General features: G+C 72.9%; 13 protein-coding genes, 1 tRNA gene and 1 riboswitch. Of the genes, 7 read left to right on the top strand and 7 right to left on the bottom strand.

Annotation, left to right across the window (positions count from 1 at the left end):
- Positions 1-19: 19 nt before the first annotated feature.
- Complete coding sequence (locus ACFXGX_RS04620; RefSeq protein WP_384784631.1) at positions 20-529, bottom strand: MarR family winged helix-turn-helix transcriptional regulator; 510 nt, start codon at positions 527-529, stop codon at positions 20-22.
- Positions 530-609: 80 nt separating this feature from the next.
- Here ACFXGX_RS04620 and ACFXGX_RS04615 point away from each other — a divergent pair, with 80 nt between their 5' ends.
- The 5 genes from ACFXGX_RS04615 (at position 610) to ACFXGX_RS04595 (ending at position 5,772) form a co-directional block, all read left to right on the top strand.
- Positions 610-1,752: a dihydrofolate reductase family protein gene (locus ACFXGX_RS04615; protein ID WP_384784629.1), complete on the top strand. Its 1,143-nt coding sequence runs from the start codon at positions 610-612 to the stop codon at positions 1,750-1,752.
- 84 nt (positions 1,753-1,836) lie between these two features.
- A tRNA-Met gene (locus tag ACFXGX_RS04610) sits at positions 1,837-1,910 on the top strand.
- A gap of 285 nt (positions 1,911-2,195) precedes the next feature.
- Positions 2,196-3,266 (top strand): PP2C family protein-serine/threonine phosphatase, encoded by a 1,071-nt coding sequence (locus ACFXGX_RS04605; RefSeq protein WP_384784877.1) that lies wholly within the window; start codon positions 2,196-2,198, stop codon positions 3,264-3,266.
- A 215-nt stretch (positions 3,267-3,481) separates the two neighbouring features.
- Positions 3,482-3,638: riboswitch (cyclic di-AMP (ydaO/yuaA leader) on the top strand.
- Positions 3,639-3,649: 11 nt separating this feature from the next.
- Entirely contained in the window at positions 3,650-4,684 is a 1,035-nt protein-coding gene (locus ACFXGX_RS04600) for a M23 family metallopeptidase (protein WP_384784627.1), read from the top strand.
- A 143-nt stretch (positions 4,685-4,827) separates the two neighbouring features.
- Entirely contained in the window at positions 4,828-5,772 is a 945-nt protein-coding gene (locus ACFXGX_RS04595; RefSeq protein WP_384784625.1) for an aldo/keto reductase, read from the top strand.
- A 65-nt stretch (positions 5,773-5,837) separates the two neighbouring features.
- Here ACFXGX_RS04595 and ACFXGX_RS04590 read toward each other — a convergent pair whose 3' ends face one another.
- From ACFXGX_RS04590 to ACFXGX_RS04575, 4 genes are all read right to left on the bottom strand, one after another.
- Positions 5,838-7,184 carry a PrsW family intramembrane metalloprotease gene (locus ACFXGX_RS04590; protein ID WP_384784623.1) on the bottom strand — a complete coding sequence of 449 codons (1,347 nt, stop codon included), beginning with the start codon at positions 7,182-7,184 and terminating at the stop codon, positions 5,838-5,840.
- 89 nt (positions 7,185-7,273) lie between these two features.
- The gene (gene trmB, locus ACFXGX_RS04585; RefSeq protein WP_384784620.1) at positions 7,274-8,110 is read right to left on the bottom strand and encodes a tRNA (guanosine(46)-N7)-methyltransferase TrmB; all 837 of its coding nucleotides are present in this window, start codon (positions 8,108-8,110) and stop codon (positions 7,274-7,276) included.
- Between the two features lie 157 nt (positions 8,111-8,267).
- Positions 8,268-9,473: an L-2-hydroxyglutarate oxidase gene (gene lhgO / locus ACFXGX_RS04580; RefSeq protein ID WP_384784618.1), complete on the bottom strand. Its 1,206-nt coding sequence runs from the start codon at positions 9,471-9,473 to the stop codon at positions 8,268-8,270.
- Positions 9,474-9,630: 157 nt separating this feature from the next.
- Positions 9,631-11,052: an MFS transporter gene (locus ACFXGX_RS04575; protein WP_356784517.1), complete on the bottom strand. Its 1,422-nt coding sequence runs from the start codon at positions 11,050-11,052 to the stop codon at positions 9,631-9,633.
- Between the two features lie 995 nt (positions 11,053-12,047).
- Here ACFXGX_RS04575 and ACFXGX_RS04570 point away from each other — a divergent pair.
- Entirely contained in the window at positions 12,048-14,141 is a 2,094-nt protein-coding gene (locus tag ACFXGX_RS04570) for an asparagine synthase-related protein (RefSeq protein WP_384784616.1), read from the top strand.
- A gap of 444 nt (positions 14,142-14,585) precedes the next feature.
- Positions 14,586-15,170, top strand: coding sequence for a flavodoxin family protein (locus ACFXGX_RS04565; RefSeq protein ID WP_384784614.1), 585 nt, complete (start codon positions 14,586-14,588; stop codon positions 15,168-15,170).
- A 9-nt stretch (positions 15,171-15,179) separates the two neighbouring features.
- Here ACFXGX_RS04565 and ACFXGX_RS04560 read toward each other — a convergent pair whose 3' ends face one another.
- Both ACFXGX_RS04560 and ACFXGX_RS04555 read right to left on the bottom strand, forming a co-directional pair.
- The gene (locus ACFXGX_RS04560; protein ID WP_384784612.1) at positions 15,180-16,184 is read right to left on the bottom strand and encodes an ABC transporter permease; all 1,005 of its coding nucleotides are present in this window, start codon (positions 16,182-16,184) and stop codon (positions 15,180-15,182) included.
- On the bottom strand, positions 16,171-17,145 hold the full coding sequence (locus ACFXGX_RS04555) for an ABC transporter ATP-binding protein (RefSeq protein WP_384784610.1): 975 nt from the start codon (positions 17,143-17,145) through the stop codon (positions 16,171-16,173). The genes ACFXGX_RS04560 and ACFXGX_RS04555 overlap by 14 nt, the downstream gene beginning before the upstream one ends.
- Positions 17,146-17,258: the final 113 nt, after the last annotated feature.

Below are 17,258 nucleotides of genomic sequence, written 5' to 3'. Positions count from 1 at the left end.
CGCGCACCCCTCGGGCGTTCTACGAGGAGCAGGAACGCCGCCGCCACGGCAGATCCTCCCCGGGAGCCCCGGGATCTCCGCTCTGGATGGCCCGGGTGATGGTTCCGCAGATCTCCTCGAGCTGCCCCACCTGCTCCGGGGTCAGATGGTCGAAGACCGCCGTCCGGACCGTCTCGACGTGCGCGGGCGCCACCCGCTCCAGAAGGGTCATGCCCTCGTCGGTGAGGACGGCCATGTGCCCGCGCTTGTCGGTGGGGCAGCCCTCACGGCGTACCGTGCCGTCCTTCTCCAGCCGCGCCACCGCGTACGTCAGCCGGCTGCGGGTGATCTTCAGGGCCTCGGCGAGGTCGGTCATCCGCAGCCGCCGGTCCGGAGCCTCGGACAGCCGGGACAGGATGGAGTAGTAAAGGTGGGGCATCCCCGCCTCCGCCTGCAGCCGGCGGTCGATGGCGTCCGCCAGGAGGGAGGTCGCGGAGATGTACGAGCGCCAGGCGCGCTGTTCGGCGGCGGAGAGCCAGCGGGTCGTCATGAGACCAGTCTAGGTATTGTTTAAAACTTGAACCACTGCGCTCGGATTCCTGTGCGCGTGCGACCGGAGGATGCGTCCCGATGCCCCGTCCCTACGTCCTGCTGTCCGCCGCCGTCTCCCTCGACGGCTTCCTGGACGACACCGGCCCCGAGCGGCTGCTGCTCTCGGGCCCGGCCGACTTCGACCGGGTCGACGAGGTGCGGGCGTCCAGCGACGCGATCCTGGTGGGTGCGGGCACGCTGCGCACGGACAACCCGCGGCTCCTGGTCAATTCCGCCGAACGGCGTGCGGCCCGGGTCGCCGGCGGCCGTCCCGAGTATCCGCTGAAGGTCACCGTCAGCGGTTCCGGCGAGCTCGACCCGCGCGCGCGGTTCTGGCACACGGGCGGCGAGAAGGTCGTCTACACGACGGACGAGGGCGCGCCGCGCGCGGCCGCCGCGCTCGACGGCCTCGTCGGCGTCGACGTCGTCCCGACCGGCCCCCGACTCGACTGGCGGGTGCTGCTGGAACACCTTCACGACGTACGGGGGGTGCGCCGCCTCATGGTCGAAGGAGGCGGCAAGGTCCACACCCAGCTCGTGCGCGAGCAGCTCGCCGACGAACTGCAGCTCGCCGTCGCCCCCCTCTTCGTCGGGCAGCCGGACGCGCCGCGGCTGTTCGGGACCGGGGCGTACCCCCCGGGCCGGATGCGGCTGGTGGAGACCCGGCCCGTCGGCGACGTCGTACTCATCCGGTACGTCCCCACCGCGCCCGGCACCGGCTCGCTCGCCTCCGCCGCCGACCGGCGGTGGCTGGAGCTCGCCTGCGAGCTGGCGGAGCTGTGCCCGCCCTCGAAGACCGCGTTCAGCGTGGGCGCCGTGGTGGTCGCCGCCGACGGGACCGAGCTGGCCCGGGGCCACTCCCGTGAGGGCGGCGACCCCGTCGTGCACGCCGAGGAGGCCGCCCTCGCCAAGATCGACCCGGCCGATCCCCGGCTGGCCGCCGCCACCGTCTACAGCAGCCTGGAACCGTGCGCCCACCGTGCCTCCCGGCCCGCGCCGTGCGCCCGGCTCATCCTCGACGCCGGTGTACGGCGGGTCGTCACCGCCTGGCGCGAGCCCGACACCTTCGTCACGGACGCCGACGGGAACGGGCTCCTCGCCGCCGCGGGCGCCGAGGTCGTCGTCCTCCCCGAGTACGCGGACCGCGCCGAGGCCCCCAACCGGCATCTGGCGGCCCGGTAGGGAGCGGGTGCCCGCGCCGCTGGAGGGGCGGGTTTGAACGGGTGTGCTTCGGGTCCCGCGGATGGCGTACACTGATTTCAACGACGCGGGGTGGAGCAGCTCGGTAGCTCGCTGGGCTCATAACCCAGAGGTCGCAGGTTCAAATCCTGTCCCCGCTACTGAAGGCCAAGGGCCGGAACTCGGATTCATGAGTTCCGGCCCTTGGTGTTTGTCCCGCCGTCTTTCTCCGGCCGGTTCCGTTCCGGCGGGCGGCGCCTTTCTCCCCCGGTCGGGCCACAGGGGTTGCCCGCCGCCTCCGCGCCGGTTCTTCTGGACGGGTGGGGCAGCCAGGAGGTGAGCGGCGGACCGGACAGTTTCACGACCGGGCCGGCCGGCCGTCCCGCGGTGTCCGAGGGTCCGGGAGTGTCCCGTCGCCCGGTCCGGCGGCAGCGGACCCGCGCCGGATCGTGAGGGCACGCGCCTTCGTCCGGGCCCTGCCCGTGCTGCTCGTCGCCGCCGGGATCGTCTACGACTACCTCACCCCGTCGGAATTCACCGCGGCCCCCCTGTTCGCGGCCGCGCCCCTGGTCGCCGCGCCCCTCTACTCGCTGCGCGGAACCGTTCTCGCCGGTGTCCTCGCCGTGGGCGCGGTCCTCGTGACGCACTGTGTGCTCGACATCGTCCTTCAGGTCGACGCGGTCACCGAGGTGGTCACCGTGGCGACGGCCGCCGTCCTCGCCGTCCTCATCAACACCGTGGTCCGGCGCGGCGACGAACGGCTCGCCTCCGTCCGGGAGATCGCCGAGTTCGCGCAGCGCGCCGTGCTGCCCGAGCCCGAGGCGCGGATCGCCGGGCTCGAGGTCGCGGCCCGGTACGAGGCGGCCCAGGAGGACGCGTTCATCGGCGGGGACCTGTACGCGGTGCAGGACTCCCCGTACGGCGTGCGGCTGGTCGTCGGGGACGTACGGGGGAAGGGGATGACCGCGGTGGCCGCCGTCGCGACGGTGGTCGGGGCGTTCGGGGAGGCGGCAGAGCGGGAGGCGACCCTGGGGGGTGTCGCGGAGCGCCTGGACCGGGCGCTGACGCGCGCCGGCACCCGGCGCGACAGCATCGACGCGGTCGAGGGGTTCACGACCGCCGTCCTCGCCGAGGTCCCGCGGGGCGAGGAGGTCGTACGCGTCGTCAACCGCGGCCATCCGCCGCCCCTGCTGCTGCATCCCGACGGCACGCTCGTCACCCTCACCGCCGAGTCATTCGCGCTGCCGCTCGGGATGAGTGAACTGGGAAGCCTGCCCGCCCCGACGCTGCGGGAGGGATTTCCGCGCGGGGCGACGCTGCTCCTGCACACCGACGGACTGTCCGAGGCCCGCGACGCGCGGGGGGAGTTCTTCGATCCGGCCGCCTGGCTGGCCGGGCGGGTCTTTCCCGGCCCCGAGGCGTTGCTGACCGCTCTCTTCGAGGCGGTCCGCGAGCACACGGGCGGCCCGCTGACGGACGACATGGCGCTGCTCGCCGTCCGGCGTCACGAGCAGTGATCGGACCGTGCCCCTCCGCATAACGACTGACTTACCGTCAGGGAAATCCGTGCAAGCGCCACGTGGTCAACTCGCCCGTTTTTCATCGTCCGTGACCCCAAAGTCCTGGCCAAGAGGCGTTAATGATCAGTCAGAACAGCTTGGAATTCGGTGCCTGGGTCTATTAACGTTCGATAACGCAGCGCGGTCGTCACAACCGTCACAAGAGACGGCTCCGTGCGCACGCGCCGAATCCCGTAAGGGAACCGGGGAACCAACTCGTGGGGTGAATCGAGCGTATTCCGCCGTGGAAGCACGGTGGCCGTACGCGCGTAGGAGACCTTCCTGCTCCGAACCCGTCAGCTAACCCGGTAGGCGGCAAGGAAGGAAAGGAGTGCGCCCAGGTGGCGTCCAACCGGCCCGCTCAGCCAACCTCGTTCACGCCGAACGAAGCCCACACCTTCGGCTATGGCAAGGACGAGGGCCCCTGGGAGGAGTGGAACCCCACCGCGGATTCCCTCGCTCCCGTCCGCGGCCGGCACCGCACGGGCAAGCAGCGCGGCGGAGGACTCGCCCGCAGCTCCACGGTTCTCGGCGTCGGTGTCATAGCCGCCGTCGGTGGTGGTGGCATCGCCAGCGCCGCTCCGGGCAAGGCGCCCGTCTCGATCTCACTGCCCGACCTGTCGTCGGTCACCGAGTCGGCCAAGGCCCTGATATCGGACGGCGGATCCAGCACCCCCAAGGGCTCCACGACCCCGCTCACCACCGCCGGTCTGACCAGCGCCGACACGGCCCAGGGCAGCAGCGACGCCGGTGAGGCGCTGCGCGACCGCATCATGGCGCAGGCCCAGTCGCAGCAGAACCAGGCCGACACCGCCACGCAGAAGGCCGTCCAGACCGCCGCCGCGCAGAAGGCCGTCCAGGCCGCCGCCAAGCAGCAGGACGAGGCCCAGGCCAAGGAAACCGCCGCGAAGAAGAAGGCGGAGGAGGCGGCCAAGCAGAAGGCCGAGGCCGAGCGTCTCGCCGAGCTCGCCAAGAGCTACTCGCTGCCGACCTCGTCGTACACGCTGACCTCGCGCTTCGGTGAGGCCGGCTCCATGTGGTCCTCCGGCTACCACACCGGACTCGACTTCGCGGCGCCCACCGGCACGCTGATCAAGGCGATCCACAGCGGCACCATCACCGAGGCCGGCTGGGCCGGCGCGTACGGCTACCGCACGATCCTCACCCTCGACGACGGTACGGAGCTCTGGTTCTGCCACCAGTCGTCGATCAGCGTCACCGTCGGCCAGAAGGTCGCCACGGGCGATGTCATCGGACGCGTGGGCGCCACGGGCAACGTCACCGGGCCGCACCTGCACCTCGAAGTGCACCCCGGCGGCGCCGCCACCGGCATCGACCCGATGGCATGGCTCCAGAGCAAGGGCATCAACCCCTGATCTCCGATCTCCGGCAGCCCTGACGTCAACCCCCCCGACGTCAGGGCTGTCGGTCGTCCGGGCGCGGACGGCGGCGCGCACCGCGCCCACCGCGCCCGATGATTGTGGAATACATCCATCCGGTAGGGGCGTTGAGGCCGTACATGACTTCTCTTCGCAAACTCGGTTCGTCCGACCTCGAGGTCTTCCCGCTCTCCCTCGGGGGCAACGTCTTCGGCTGGACGGCCGACGAGACCCGGTCCTTCGCCGTGCTCGACGCCTACGCCGCCGCCGGCGGCAACTTCCTCGACACGGCCGACTCCTACTCGGCCTGGGTCGAGGGCAACGAGGGCGGCGAGTCCGAGACCGTCATCGGCAAGTGGCTGAAGAGCCGCGGCAACCGCGCGGACATCGTGGTCGCCACCAAGGTCAGCCAGCACCCCGCGTACCCCGGCCTGTCCGGTGCCAACATCAAGGCCGCGGCCGACGCGTCACTGCGCCGCCTGGGCACCGACCACATCGACCTCTACTACACGCACTTCGACAAGCCGGAGGTGCCGGTCGAGGAGATCATCGGCGCCCTCGACGAGCTGGTGCGGGCCGGCAAGGTGCGGCACATCGCCGCCTCCAACATCTCCCCGGAGCGGCTGCGGGAGTCCCTGGAGTTCTCCGACCGCGAGGGCCTCGCCCGGTACGTCGCGCTCCAGCCCCACTACAACCTCGTCTCGCGCGACACCTACGAGGGCGCCCTGCTGGAGGTCGCGTCCCGGGCCGGTCTGGCGGCCGTCCCGTACTTCGCGCTCGCCGCCGGATTCCTCACCGGCAAGTACCGCCCCGGCGCCACGGTCGACTCTCCGAGGGCGGCCGGCGCGGCCAAGCACCTCACCACGGAACGCGGGCCACGGGTCCTCGCCGCCCTCGACGAGATCGCGGCAGCCCACGACGTCGCCGTCCCGACGGTCGCCCTCGCCTGGCTGGCCGCACAGCCGACGGTCGCCGCGCCGATCGCCTCCGCCCGCACGGTGGAGCAGCTCCCGGCCCTGCTCGGCGTCGCGGACCTGGTGCTGACGGACGACGAACTGACGCGCCTTTCGCAGGCGTCGGCGTAACAGCCGGACCGTCGGCGCGGTGCACGGTGATGCCCGCCGGCGCACCGCGCCGTGACCGTCCCGCGCTACGAGCTGTACGGGTTGTACGCGGGATACGGGGCCGGCGCGGACGCCTGGACCGGCCACCCGTACGGCCGCGCGGGCGGGGTCACGTACCCGTACCCCTGGGGCGGCCAGGGCGACGGCACGGGCAGCGGGGCCGTGGCGCGGGCCGCGTAGGCGAGAGCCGGACGGGCGATCTCCCGGCGGCGCCACAGCTCCTCCAGCAACTCACGCTCCCGTACGACGAAGTCGGCGCCCGCACGGCCCCGGCGCCCCCGGTGGCGCAGGAACGCCAGCGAGGTCGCGTACGCCTCGTACTCCGCCACCGAGCGGGCCGCGCCCTTCCCGAAGTGGTGCCCGGCGTACTCGCGCGCGAGCTGCCGCGCCCGCATCGAGCCGAGCGCCCACGGCTCGGCCGCGCCCAGCCAGCCCGCGGCGGTGTACACGGGCAGTTCGGCGCGGACGGTCCGCAGCTCGCGTTGCCGCGTCCAGACGACGAGCCAGGTCAGCAGCCCGAACGCGGGCACCATGAACGCCGCGTACACCCCGAAGAACCCGAACCGGCCGAAGCCCGAGGAGCCGTTCCAGATCGCGTGCATGCCCATCGCGAGCAGCAGACCGGTCAGGGGGAGCAGCACCCGGCGCGCGTGCTGGCGTTCGGCGGACAGTGCCGCGACGCCGAAGCCGATGCCCGTCAGCACGGTGAACAGGGGATGCGCGAAGGGCGACATCACCACCCGGACGAAGAACGTCGCCGCGGTGACGGAGGCGATCCCGCTCTCCCCGCTGAGCTGGTCGGTGCCGAACGCGGTGCCGAGATAGAGGATGTTCTCGGTGAACGCGAAGCCGGTTGCGGTGACCCCGGCGATGACGACACCGTCGACGATCCCGGTGAAGTCCCGTCTGCGGAAGAGGAACACGAGCAGGACGGCCGCCGCCTTCGCCGACTCCTCGACGACCGGCGCTATGACGGTCGCGCCGAGTGTGTCGGCGCCCGAGGGATCCGCGGTCGTCATGGCGATCCAGCGGGTGGCGAAGCTGTTGGCGACGATCGCTATGAGCGCGGCCGCGCAGGCGCCCCAGGCGAAGGAGAAGAACAGGTTGCGCCAGGGGCCCGGTTCGACCCGGTCCAGCCACCGGAAGGCGGCTATGAGCAGCGGCACGGGGAACACGGCCAGTCCGAGACCGACCAGGAAGCCCTCGGTCCCGGTCTGTTCGCGGACGAGGGCGAGGATCACCAGACCCGACATCGCGAGCAGGGTGATCAGGGCTCCGTACCGCACCCAACCGCGCTGCCACCAGTGCGGATGTCTTGGCGCACGCCCGGTGGGGGCACCGGGCCGGTTCGGGTACGGCGGATGGATGGCCACGGCATTGACCCTAACGAGGGAGGGCGTGGCCCGCGACGGCAGCCGGGGTCCCCGGGATGTCCCGGTGGACGCCGGCAGGTGTGTGCGGGTCAGACGCCCGGGGTGTGCTGGTCTCGATGCTGTACGCGCCGGAAGAGGAGGTCGTTCACCACATGACCCTTGTCCAGTCCCTGGCCCTCGAAACGGGTCAGCGGCCGGAACTCCGGACGGGGCGCGAAACCGCCGTCGGGCACGGTGTTCTCGAAGGCGGGGTGCGCGCTCAGCACGTCGAGCATCTGTTCGGCGTACGGTTCCCAGTCCGTCGCGCAGTGCACGAGCGCGCCCGGTGCGAGACGGGTCGCGGCGAGGTCCAGGAACTCCGGCTGGATCAGCCGCCGCTTGTGGTGCCGCTTCTTGGGCCAGGGGTCGGGGAAGTAGACGCGCAGGCCGTTCAGCGAGGCGGGCGGCAGCATCTCGCGGAGCAGGATGATCGCGTCGCCGTTGGCCACGCGGACGTTGGCCAGGCTGTTCCGCTCGGCGAGGCTGAGCAGGTTGCCCTGCCCCGGGGTGTGCACGTCCACGGCGAGGATCCCGGTCCCCTGGTCGTCGGCCGCCATCTGCGCGGTGGCCTCGCCCATGCCGAAGCCGATCTCCAGCACGACGGGGATGTCCGCCCCGAACAGCTCGGCCAGGTCGAGCGTGCGCCGTCCGTCGATGTCCAGACCCCACTTCGGCCACAGCCGCTGCAGCGCGTCGGCCTGTCCCGTCGTCACCCGGCTCCGGCGCGGCTGGAAACTCCGGATCCGCCGCTCGAAGTGCGAGCCGGCGGGATCCGGCTGCGGACCGCCGGGGAAGCGGGGCTCGCCCTGGGCACGGTGGTGACGCGGCGAGCCGTCCTCGGCGGAGGCGGGCCGGGTCTCTTCGGTGGAGTCGAGGAAATCAGACACAGTGAGGTCGATTTTACGGGCGCGACGGCAGGGGCCGGTCCGTCCCGGCGCCGGGGCGTCCGCGGGCCGACGGCGGGCGGCCCGGCCGGTGGGTGGGCCGTGGCCGGGGTGGTTCGCCGCGGCCGGGGTGGTTCGCCGTGGTCGGCGGGCCGAGTGTTCAGACCGCCGCCAGCGACGCCAGTGCCCGGCGGGCGACCTCCCTGCCGATCGGGAGGGACGCGGTGGCCGCGGGGGACGGCGCGTTCAGCACGTGCACGGTCCTCGGGCCCTCCTTGATCAGGAAGTCGTCGACCAGGGTGCCGTCCCGCAGGACCGCCTGGGCGCGGACACCGGCGGCGGCGGGAACCAGGTCCTCCGGGTTCACCGCGGGCAGCAGCCGCCGCACGGCCTCCGTGAACGCCGCCTTCGACACCGACCGGCGCAGCTCCCCGGCTCCGTAGCGCCAGTGCCGCCGGGCTATCCGCCAGGAGCCCGGCCAGGACAGGGTCCCGCCCAGTTCACGGGGCCGGACGACTCCCCAGCCATATCCCTCACGGGCGAGCGCGGGCACCGCGTTGGGGCCGATGTGGACCCCGCCGTCGATACCCCGGGTGAGATGGACGCCGAGGAACGGGAACGCGGGGTCCGGAACCGGATACACCAGGCCCCGCACCAGCTCCGGCCGCGCCAGCGTGTAGTACTCGCCACGGAAGGGGACGATCCGCATCCCGGGGTCGTCGCCCGTGAGCCGGGCCGTCTCGTCGCAGTGCAGCCCCGCGCAGTTGACGAGCACCCGCCCGCGGACGATCGTCCCGTCGGCCGTGCGCACGGCGACACCGAGGTGGGGGCGGCGGTCGGCGCGCACGACCCGCGCCCCGTACCGGATCTCCGCCCCGGAGGCCTCCGCGAGCCGGCGGGCCACCGCCACGTAGTCGCAGATGCCCGTCGTGCCGACGTGGATGGCGGCGAGGCCACGGACCTCCGGCTCGTACTCGGTGAGCTGGGCCGGGCCCAGTTCCTTGACCGGGATGCCGTTCTCCCGGCCGCGCTGCACCAAGCCGTGCAGACGGGGGAGCTCCGACTTGTCCGTCGCGACGATCAGCTTGCCGGTGACGGCGTGCGCGATGTCGTACTCCGCGCAGAACTTGACCATCTCGGCGGCACCCTTGACCGCGTACCGCGCCTTCAGGGATCCGGGGCGGTAGTAGATCCCGCTGTGGATCACCCCGCTGTTGCGCCCGGTCTGGTGCCGAGCGGGTCCCGACTCCTTCTCCAGCACCGTCACACGGGTGCCCGGTGCCGCCCGTGTGATGGCATACGCCGTCGACAGACCGACGATCCCCCCGCCGATCACCAGCACATCGCAGTCGTACGCGCTCCGCATCCGCACCACCTCCCGGCCTCGATAGTGCACTGCGCCACTGACAATGCCCTCAAACCCGGGGACAGTGCCCCGTGTTTCCTTCGCGCCGCGGAACCGCGGCGCCCTGTCCGCGCCCGGGCTGCCGGGCGCTCCCCTCCGGACCGGAGCCGTCCCCGGCCTAGGCCGGGGCCATCAGCAGCGGACGGGCCCGTTCCCGCAGCTCCACCACGCGCGGTTCGTCGCCGTAGGGCTCCAGCCGGTGCAGCAGGTCCTTCACGTACTCGGTGGTGCGCGCCGAGGAGATGCGCCCCGCGACCTCCACCGCCCGCACGCCCTGCTCGCACGCCGCGTCCAGATTGCCGGACTCCAGCTCGGCGACCGCCGACACCACCAGGCGCAGCCCGTGCGAGCGCACGAACTCCTCCGTCGGCTTCGACAGCGCCTGCTCGGTGAATCGGCGCACCTGACGCGGGGCCTTCAGGTCCCGGTAGCACTCGGCGGCGTCGGCCGCGAAGCGGTCGTACCCGTAGAAGCCGAGCCAGGACGGGTCGTTGTCGCCGTCGCGGGCACGCTCCAGCCAGCCCTCCGCCGCCTTCAGCGCCGCGCCGGCCGCCTGGGCGTCGCTCGCACGCGCGTGGGCACGTGCCTCCACGAGCCGGAAGAAGCTCATGGTGCGGGCCGTGGCGAGACCGCGGTTCCGCTCCAGCGCGGCCTGGGCGAGGTCGACGCCCTCGTCGCCGAAGCCCCGGTAGGTCGCCTGGAGGGACATGGAGGCCAGGACATAGCCCCCGAGGGGCACGTCGGCGGCCGCGCGTGCCAGCCGCAGCGCCTGGATGTAGTACCGCTGGGCGGCCTCCTGCTGGCCCGTGTCGAAGGCCATCCAGCCCGCGAGACGGGTGAGCTCCGCCGACGCGCCGAACAGCGCTCTGCCGACCTCGTCCGAGTAGGAACCGAGCAGCAGCGGCGCCGCCTCGACCCGCAGACATTCGGGCACCATCGACGAACGCCAGTCACCGCCCCCGTACTTGGAGTCCCAGCGCCGGGCGTCCTCGGCCGCCTCGCGGAGCTTCAGCACATCGCTGTGGCCGACTTTCAGCGGCGCCCCGGAGCCCTCGCCCGGACTCACCTCGCGCGCCACCGAACTGTCGGCCGGGGTTATCAGCCAACGTGAGGCGGGAGTCGCGTAGGCGCTCACGGCGAAGGAGCCGGCCAGTGACTGCCAGATACCGCCGCCGGCCCGGCGCCCGGCGAGGTCGAGGCGGTACAGCTCCGTCGCCGACCGCACCGCCTGCCCGACGTCACGGGGGAAGGCGAGGCCCACCTCCGGCGCGGGATCCGCGTCCGCCAGGCCGATCTCGTGGAGCGGCACGGGACGGCCGAGCTTCTGGCCGATGGCGGCCGCGATGAGGTGCGGCGCGGCGCCCTGCGGCACCATGCCCTTCGACACCCAGCGCGCCACCGACGTCTTGTCGTAGCGAAGAGTCAACCCGCGTTGAGCGCCAAGATCGTTGACGCGACGCGCGAGTCCTGCGTTGCTGATTCCCGCGAGGGCGAGAACGGCGCCGAGTTTTTCGTTCGGCCCGCGTTGCTCCCTGGACATGCGCCACCCCTCGACACAGACGGCTGCCGCGGTGGCATAACCACGCGGCATTCGTAAACTCAGCGTAGTTCGCCCGATCCCCAGCGTTAAGGGGTGTACGTCCGGTTGGCGGGATTGTGGTCCGTACGACTGTACGGACTGTCGCGACGTGCTCCTGTTGTGTGGCTGTGCGCCCGTCCGTGCGCTCTTCTCCGGCCACGGTGGGGAGCGCTTCCATGGAACGTGCGTGGGTCGGCCCGCTGTACTGGATCCAGTGGGCTGGGGGACACCGCCGCCTACATCCCCGCGGGCGGCGGACCGGTCCGGGGGGCGAACTCCGCCTCCCGGACTGTGCGTTGCCGAAGTGGTGCGCAAGGCCTGTACGGAGCGTGTCCGTGCCCGTCCACCGCTCGCCGATTTGGCCGAAAACCGATGGCCCCTCCTGAGGGCAATCAGGGCTCCCACCATGTGAGTTGAGGGCGCTAAGGGCGTCCTGAGGGAGCGTATCGGGGGCGCATTCGCGTCGAACCGTCGGGGGGCGGTGGTGCGCGAGGTGCGCCTCGCACGGGCTCCGGGTTCGCCGGGCGCCTGCGCGGCTCGGCCGACGCGAGTGCGGAGGGTGCGGAGGCGCGGCGGCGTGGGGCGCGGGCGCGGGGGCGGACCGGGCCAACTGCCGGGCGGGAGGCGCCCCGTGGGTCGGGAGTCCGCCGGGCGGAGGGTCCTGATGGTCGGGAGTCCGCCGGGCGGAAGTGTTTTTGGGTCGGGGGCCCGTTCGGTGGCGGTCCGGAGTGGATTTTCCTCCGGCGCGGTGCGGGGTCCTCCGTTTTCCTCAACAGGCCCTGTATGAAGGGGATTTGCCCGGTCACCGCCCCCAGTGCGGTGGCGCGCGCGGTCACGTGGGGGCGCACTCCGGGGAGCGCAAGCCGCCGCAGGGGCCCTCCCGTACGCCTCCTTCGTGGCAGCATGGTGCCGAGTTCGTACGGTGCACTGGTTGTCCACAGCCTGTGGAGGCGGCGATGCGATGGTTGGTGGGGTGGAGCAGCACCTTCGCCAGAGCGCCCGCGATCGGCTCGGCGGGCGCCACGGGCAACGACGGCGAGACCGTTCACCCCGTCGGCTCCCAACTCCTGTGGGGCGACCCGGATCCGCTCTGGGCCGTCGGCGACTGGCGGCCCGACGAGGTGCGCGTGGTGAAGGCCGACGCGGAGAACCGCATCGCCGTCCTCGGCACCTGCGGAGCCTCCGACGACGAACTGCGCGTCGGACTGTTCGCCGCGCGCGGCGGAGCACTGCGCCACCTCACCAACTGGTCCGGCAGCTACACCGCGGTCGTCCGGGTCGGCCGCCGCGTCACCGTCTGCGGCGACCTCGCCGGCGCCCGGCCCGTGTTCTACACCCCCTGGGCCGGCGGTACGGCCTACGCCACCGCCGCCCTCCCGCTCGCCGACCTCATCGAGGCCAACCTCGACTTCGGGCACCTCGCCGCGATGCTCGCCGCCCCCGACGTACCGGCCGCGGTGCACGACTCCACGCCGTACGAGGGCGTGCGCCGCATTCCGCCGGGGCACACGCTCATCCTGCGGACCGGAGCACGCGAGATCGCCGGGTACGAACCCGTCGCCTCCCTCGCCGTCGCCGCGCCCGTCGCCGATCCCGCGATCGCCGTGGACGCCGTGCGGGACGCCCTGGTGGAGGCCGTCCGAGCCCGCCTCTCCGCTCCCCGCCATGTGCCCGGCACCGACGTGGACCCCGGGCCCGTGCCCGGCATGGGACCCGCCGAGCGGCGCGCCGCCCGCGGGACGCCGGTGCCCGGCATCGGGGCCGACCTCTCCGGGGGGCTCGCCTCGGGAACCCTCGCACTGCTCGCCGCCGGCCTCCCCGGGGCGCCCGGCACGGTCCTCGGACACGGCACAGGCGCCGGGGAACGGCTCCTGGCGGTCACCTTCAACGACCTCGCCGTGCGCGGGCGCGAGGCCGAACTGGAGAGGGCCGGGACGCTGGCCGCGAATCCCCGGCTGCACCACGTGGTCGTCACCGGGGGCGAGGAGACGCTCCCCTACGCGGACCTGGAGGGGCCGCTGACCGACGAGCCGGGCCCCTCCCTGGTGACCGCGGCACGCCACCGCGCGCGGCTCGCCTCCGGAAGCGCGGACCACTTCACGGGCTACGGCGCGCGGCAGGTGCTGGACGCCCACCCGGCCCGGCTCGCCGACCTGCTCATGGACCGCAAACGGCGCCACCTGGTGCGTCCCGTCGCCGCGCTGACGAAGGCCGACGGCTCGGTCATGGTCCCCGCGCGCGTGTACGGCGCCGCGCGCAAGCTCGCCCGTACGCCGTACCGCACCGGAGTCGACGTCCTCGCCGAGCAGTTGCTGCACCGGCGGTTCGAGGATCCCGGAGGCGCGGTCGGCGCCTCGCTCGCCGCGCTGAGCTGGGCGAGACCCGGGCCGGCGGCGCGCTGGCTGACCGGGGAGGCACTGGCTGAGGTATCGGTTCGCCTCCAAGGGGGCGGAGGGCGGCCGAACGTCTCCCCCGGACAGCGGCCAGGGGATTTCCGCGCCCGTGCCGCGCTCGCCCGCCACGCCGCCGACATCCGTGTCCTGGAGCAGGCCGCCGAGATCCGCTTCCAGCGGCTGCACACGCCGTTCCTGGACAACCAGGTCGTCCGGGCCTGCCGCGAACTGCCGGAGGCGCTGCGGGTGCAGCCCGGGGCGCGGGCGGCGATTCTCCGTACGGTGCTGGAGGGGGCCGGGGTGGCCGAGCTGCCCCCCGGGTGGGGGACTCCCTCCCACGCGTCCTCCGACGCGGCGGCCCGGACGGGCGTGCGGGTGGCCGCGGATTCCCTCGTCTCCCTGTTCGACACGCCGTTGCTCGCGCAGGCGGGGCTCGTCGAGGCGCGCGTCGTCCGCAAGGCGCTGCGCTCGGCCGCGGAGGGGGCGCCGCTGCCGCTCGACGGGCTGGCGGATCTGGTCTCGCTCGAACTGTGGCTGCGGCGGTTGCTGGCGCGTCGCGGCACCTGCTGGACAGGCACCCCGGCCCGCCAACGCGCGGTCCCCGCGGGGATAGTGCCGCAGGGGCGGGCGCTGGGGGCGGGGGCACGGCCGGCCTGAACGTCCCGGTTCCGGCCGGTGGGTGGGTCGGGGCCGCGCCGGTACATCCGCCCGCATCCGAACGGATCCCAGCGGGGTTCCGAGGCGGACGCGGCTGCTGATCCGTCCGGCCTGCGGGCATTTGATGTAACGCCACGTCCCCTCCCGCGCGTCGCCGACTGCGGCTGCGTCGTGGTGGCCGGTCCACATTTCATCCCCGGCCGGCGAAAGTTCAGCCCCGGCGCCGGGAAAATCCAGCCCCGGCCGGGCGACAGTTTCAGCCCCTCCGGCGTTTGAGGAGCGGGGTCTGGGGCGGAGCCCCAGGTATGGGTCGGGTAGGGGCGGAGGGGGCGAGACAACCTGGGGTGACGGTGAGCCGACCCGCAGGGCCGGTCTGGACGGTAAATGCGTATGCATATATTGTTCACGCAAGTGTTAGAGGCCGACGCATCTCAGGGGGAAACCATGACCCGCCGATTCCTGTTCGTGCTCGGCAGCAGCCGCCCCGACGGCAACACCGAGACCCTGGCCCGCAGGGCAGCCGAACAACTCCCCGCCGACGCCGAGCAACGCTGGCTGTCCCTGGCGGAGCACCCGCTCCCCGACTTCACGGACCTGCGCCGGGACGGCGACCACATACGTCCGCCCGCCTCGGGCACGGAGGGCACCCTGCTCAACGCCACCCTCGCCGCCACGGACATCGTGATCGCCTCCCCGCTGTACTGGTACTCGGTGTCCGGCCTGACCAAGCGCTACCTGGACTACTGGTCGGGCTGGCTCCGTACGCCCGGCGTCGACTTCAAGGCCACCCTGGCCGGCCGCACCCTGTGGGGCGTCACCGCGCTCGCGCACGAGGAGCCGGAGGTCGCCGACCCGCTGATCGGCACGCTGAACCACACGGCGGCGTACATGCGGATGCGCTTCGGCGGAGTCCTGCTCGGCAACGGCAGCCGACGCGGCGACGTGCTGAACGACACCGCGGCGCTGACCCGCGCGAAGAGCTTCTTCGCCCAGGAGGCACCGCTCGCGCGTTTCCCCTACGAGGGGTGACGCGCCCGCTCAGGCGGTGACGTCCTTCGTCGTGAACCGCGCCCACGCGGCCGACCCGAACACGGCGACGTACAGACTCTGGAGGCCGAGGTCCCGGACGAGGTCGTCCCAGTAGACGGGGTCGCGCATGAGGTCGGCGAAGGACAGCCAGTAGTGGGAGAAGAAGTACGGCTGGAGCGCGTGGAGCTGGGGGATCTGGTCGAGGATCTGGACGGTGATCAGGAGGCCGACCGTCGTCGCCATGGCCGCGATGCCGCTGTTGGTGAGGGTGGAGACGAACAGGCCGAGCGCGGCGACACCGGTCAGTGACGCGGCCACGACCAGGGCGATGAGCAGCGCCCTGCCGAGCCCCTCGGCGAATCCGATACGGGTCCCGGAGATCGTGGTCAGGTCGCCCAGCGGGAACAGCAGGGCACCCACCGCGAACGCCGAGACCGCCACCACCAGGGTCGCCACCAGGCAGAACGTCATCGTCGTCGCGTACTTCGTGAGCAGCAGCCGTGCACGGCCCGCGGGCGCGACGAGGAGATAGCGCAGGGTCCCGGCGTTGGCCTCGCCCGCGATCGCGTCGCCCGCGATGACGCCGATCGCCATCGGCAGGAAGAACGGCAGGGTCGCGGCGAGACCGGTGAACACCAGGAACAGACCGTTGTTGGTGATCTGCGCGATGAACGCGGGACCCTCGCCGCCACCACCCGCGGTCGAGCCGTCGCCGGTCTCGACCCTGACGGCCACGCCGATGAGGATCGGCACGGCCGCGAGCACCCCGAGCAGCGCGATCGTGCGCCAGCGGCGGAAAGTGGTGACGAGTTCGTCGCGGAAGAGTCCGAGTGTCCACAGGGGGCGGGGTCGGCGGGTGGTTCCGGGTCTCGTCGTCGCTCCTGCGGGCGGCGGCGTACCGGTCGCCGCCGCTCCGTCGTCTCCTGGCTTCGTCGCCGGGGGCGTGCCTCCTCCCGTGCGCGCCTCCGGTGCCCTTTCCGCGTCCCGCTTCGGCAGACTCTCAGCCCGCGACATCGAAACCCTCCCCGGTCAGCGCCACGAACGCGTCCTCCAGCGAGGCCCGTTCCACTCCGAAGCCGCGGACCCGGACGCCCGCCATCACCAACGCGGCGTTCAGCTCGGCCGGTTCACGATCGGGCGGCTCCGCCGTCACTCCCGTCTCGGTCACGACGAGATCCGTGACGCCCTGCTCCTTGAGGATCCGTGCCGCGTCCCCGGTGTCCGGGGTGGTCACCACCAGCCGGCCCCGGGCACCGGCCGCGAGGTCGGCCACCGGGCCCTGGACGATCAGCCGTCCCTGGGTCATCACCGCCGCGTGGGTGCAGACCTGCTCGATCTCGTCGAGGAGGTGCGAGGAGAGGAAGACGGTCGTGCCGTCGGAGGCCAGCTCCCGGACCAGCGCACGGATTTCGCGCATGCCCTGGGGGTCGAGACCGTTGGTCGGCTCGTCCAGGACGAGCAGCCGGCGGGGCTGGAGCAGCGCGGCCGCGAGTCCGAGCCGCTGTTTCATCCCCAGGGAGTAGGCCTTCGCCTTCTTTCCCGCCGCCGCGGTCAGTCCGACCCGGTCCAGCGCGGTCCCGACGCGTGTCCGCCGGGTGCGGGGATCGGCGGTCGGGTCCGCGGCGTCGTACCGGAGGAGGTTGTCCCGCCCGGAGAGGAAGCCGTACAGGGCGGGGCCCTCGATCAGCGCACCGACGTGCGGGAGCACGGCGCGCGCGGACCGGGGCATGGGCCGCCCCAGCACGCTCGCCGTGCCCGAGGTCGGCTCGATCAGGCCCATCAGCATGCGGATGGTGGTGGTCTTGCCCGAGCCGTTCGGGCCGAGGAAGCCGAAGACGCTGCCCGCCGGGACGGTGAGGTCCAGGCCGTCGACGGCGAGCTGTCCGCCGCGGTACCGCTTGCTCAGCGCACGGGTGGCGATCACCGCGCCCTCGGCGGACGCGGCACCGGCCTCTCCCGCCCGCCGTGCGGTCACGTCGGGAGACGCGGCAACCGCGTCTCCCGCAGCCCTCGCGGGCGCGGCGCCCGGACCCCCCCCGGGCCCGGCCCGCGCCGGGGGGGGGGGGCGCGCCCCCCCCCCCCCCCCGG

This window comes from Streptomyces sp. NPDC059371 (assembly GCF_042751995.1).
Classification (GTDB): Bacteria; Actinomycetota; Actinomycetes; order Streptomycetales; family Streptomycetaceae; genus Streptomyces.
Note: the sequence above shows the minus strand (reverse complement) of the source record. Positions and strands in the feature narration are given on the sequence as shown.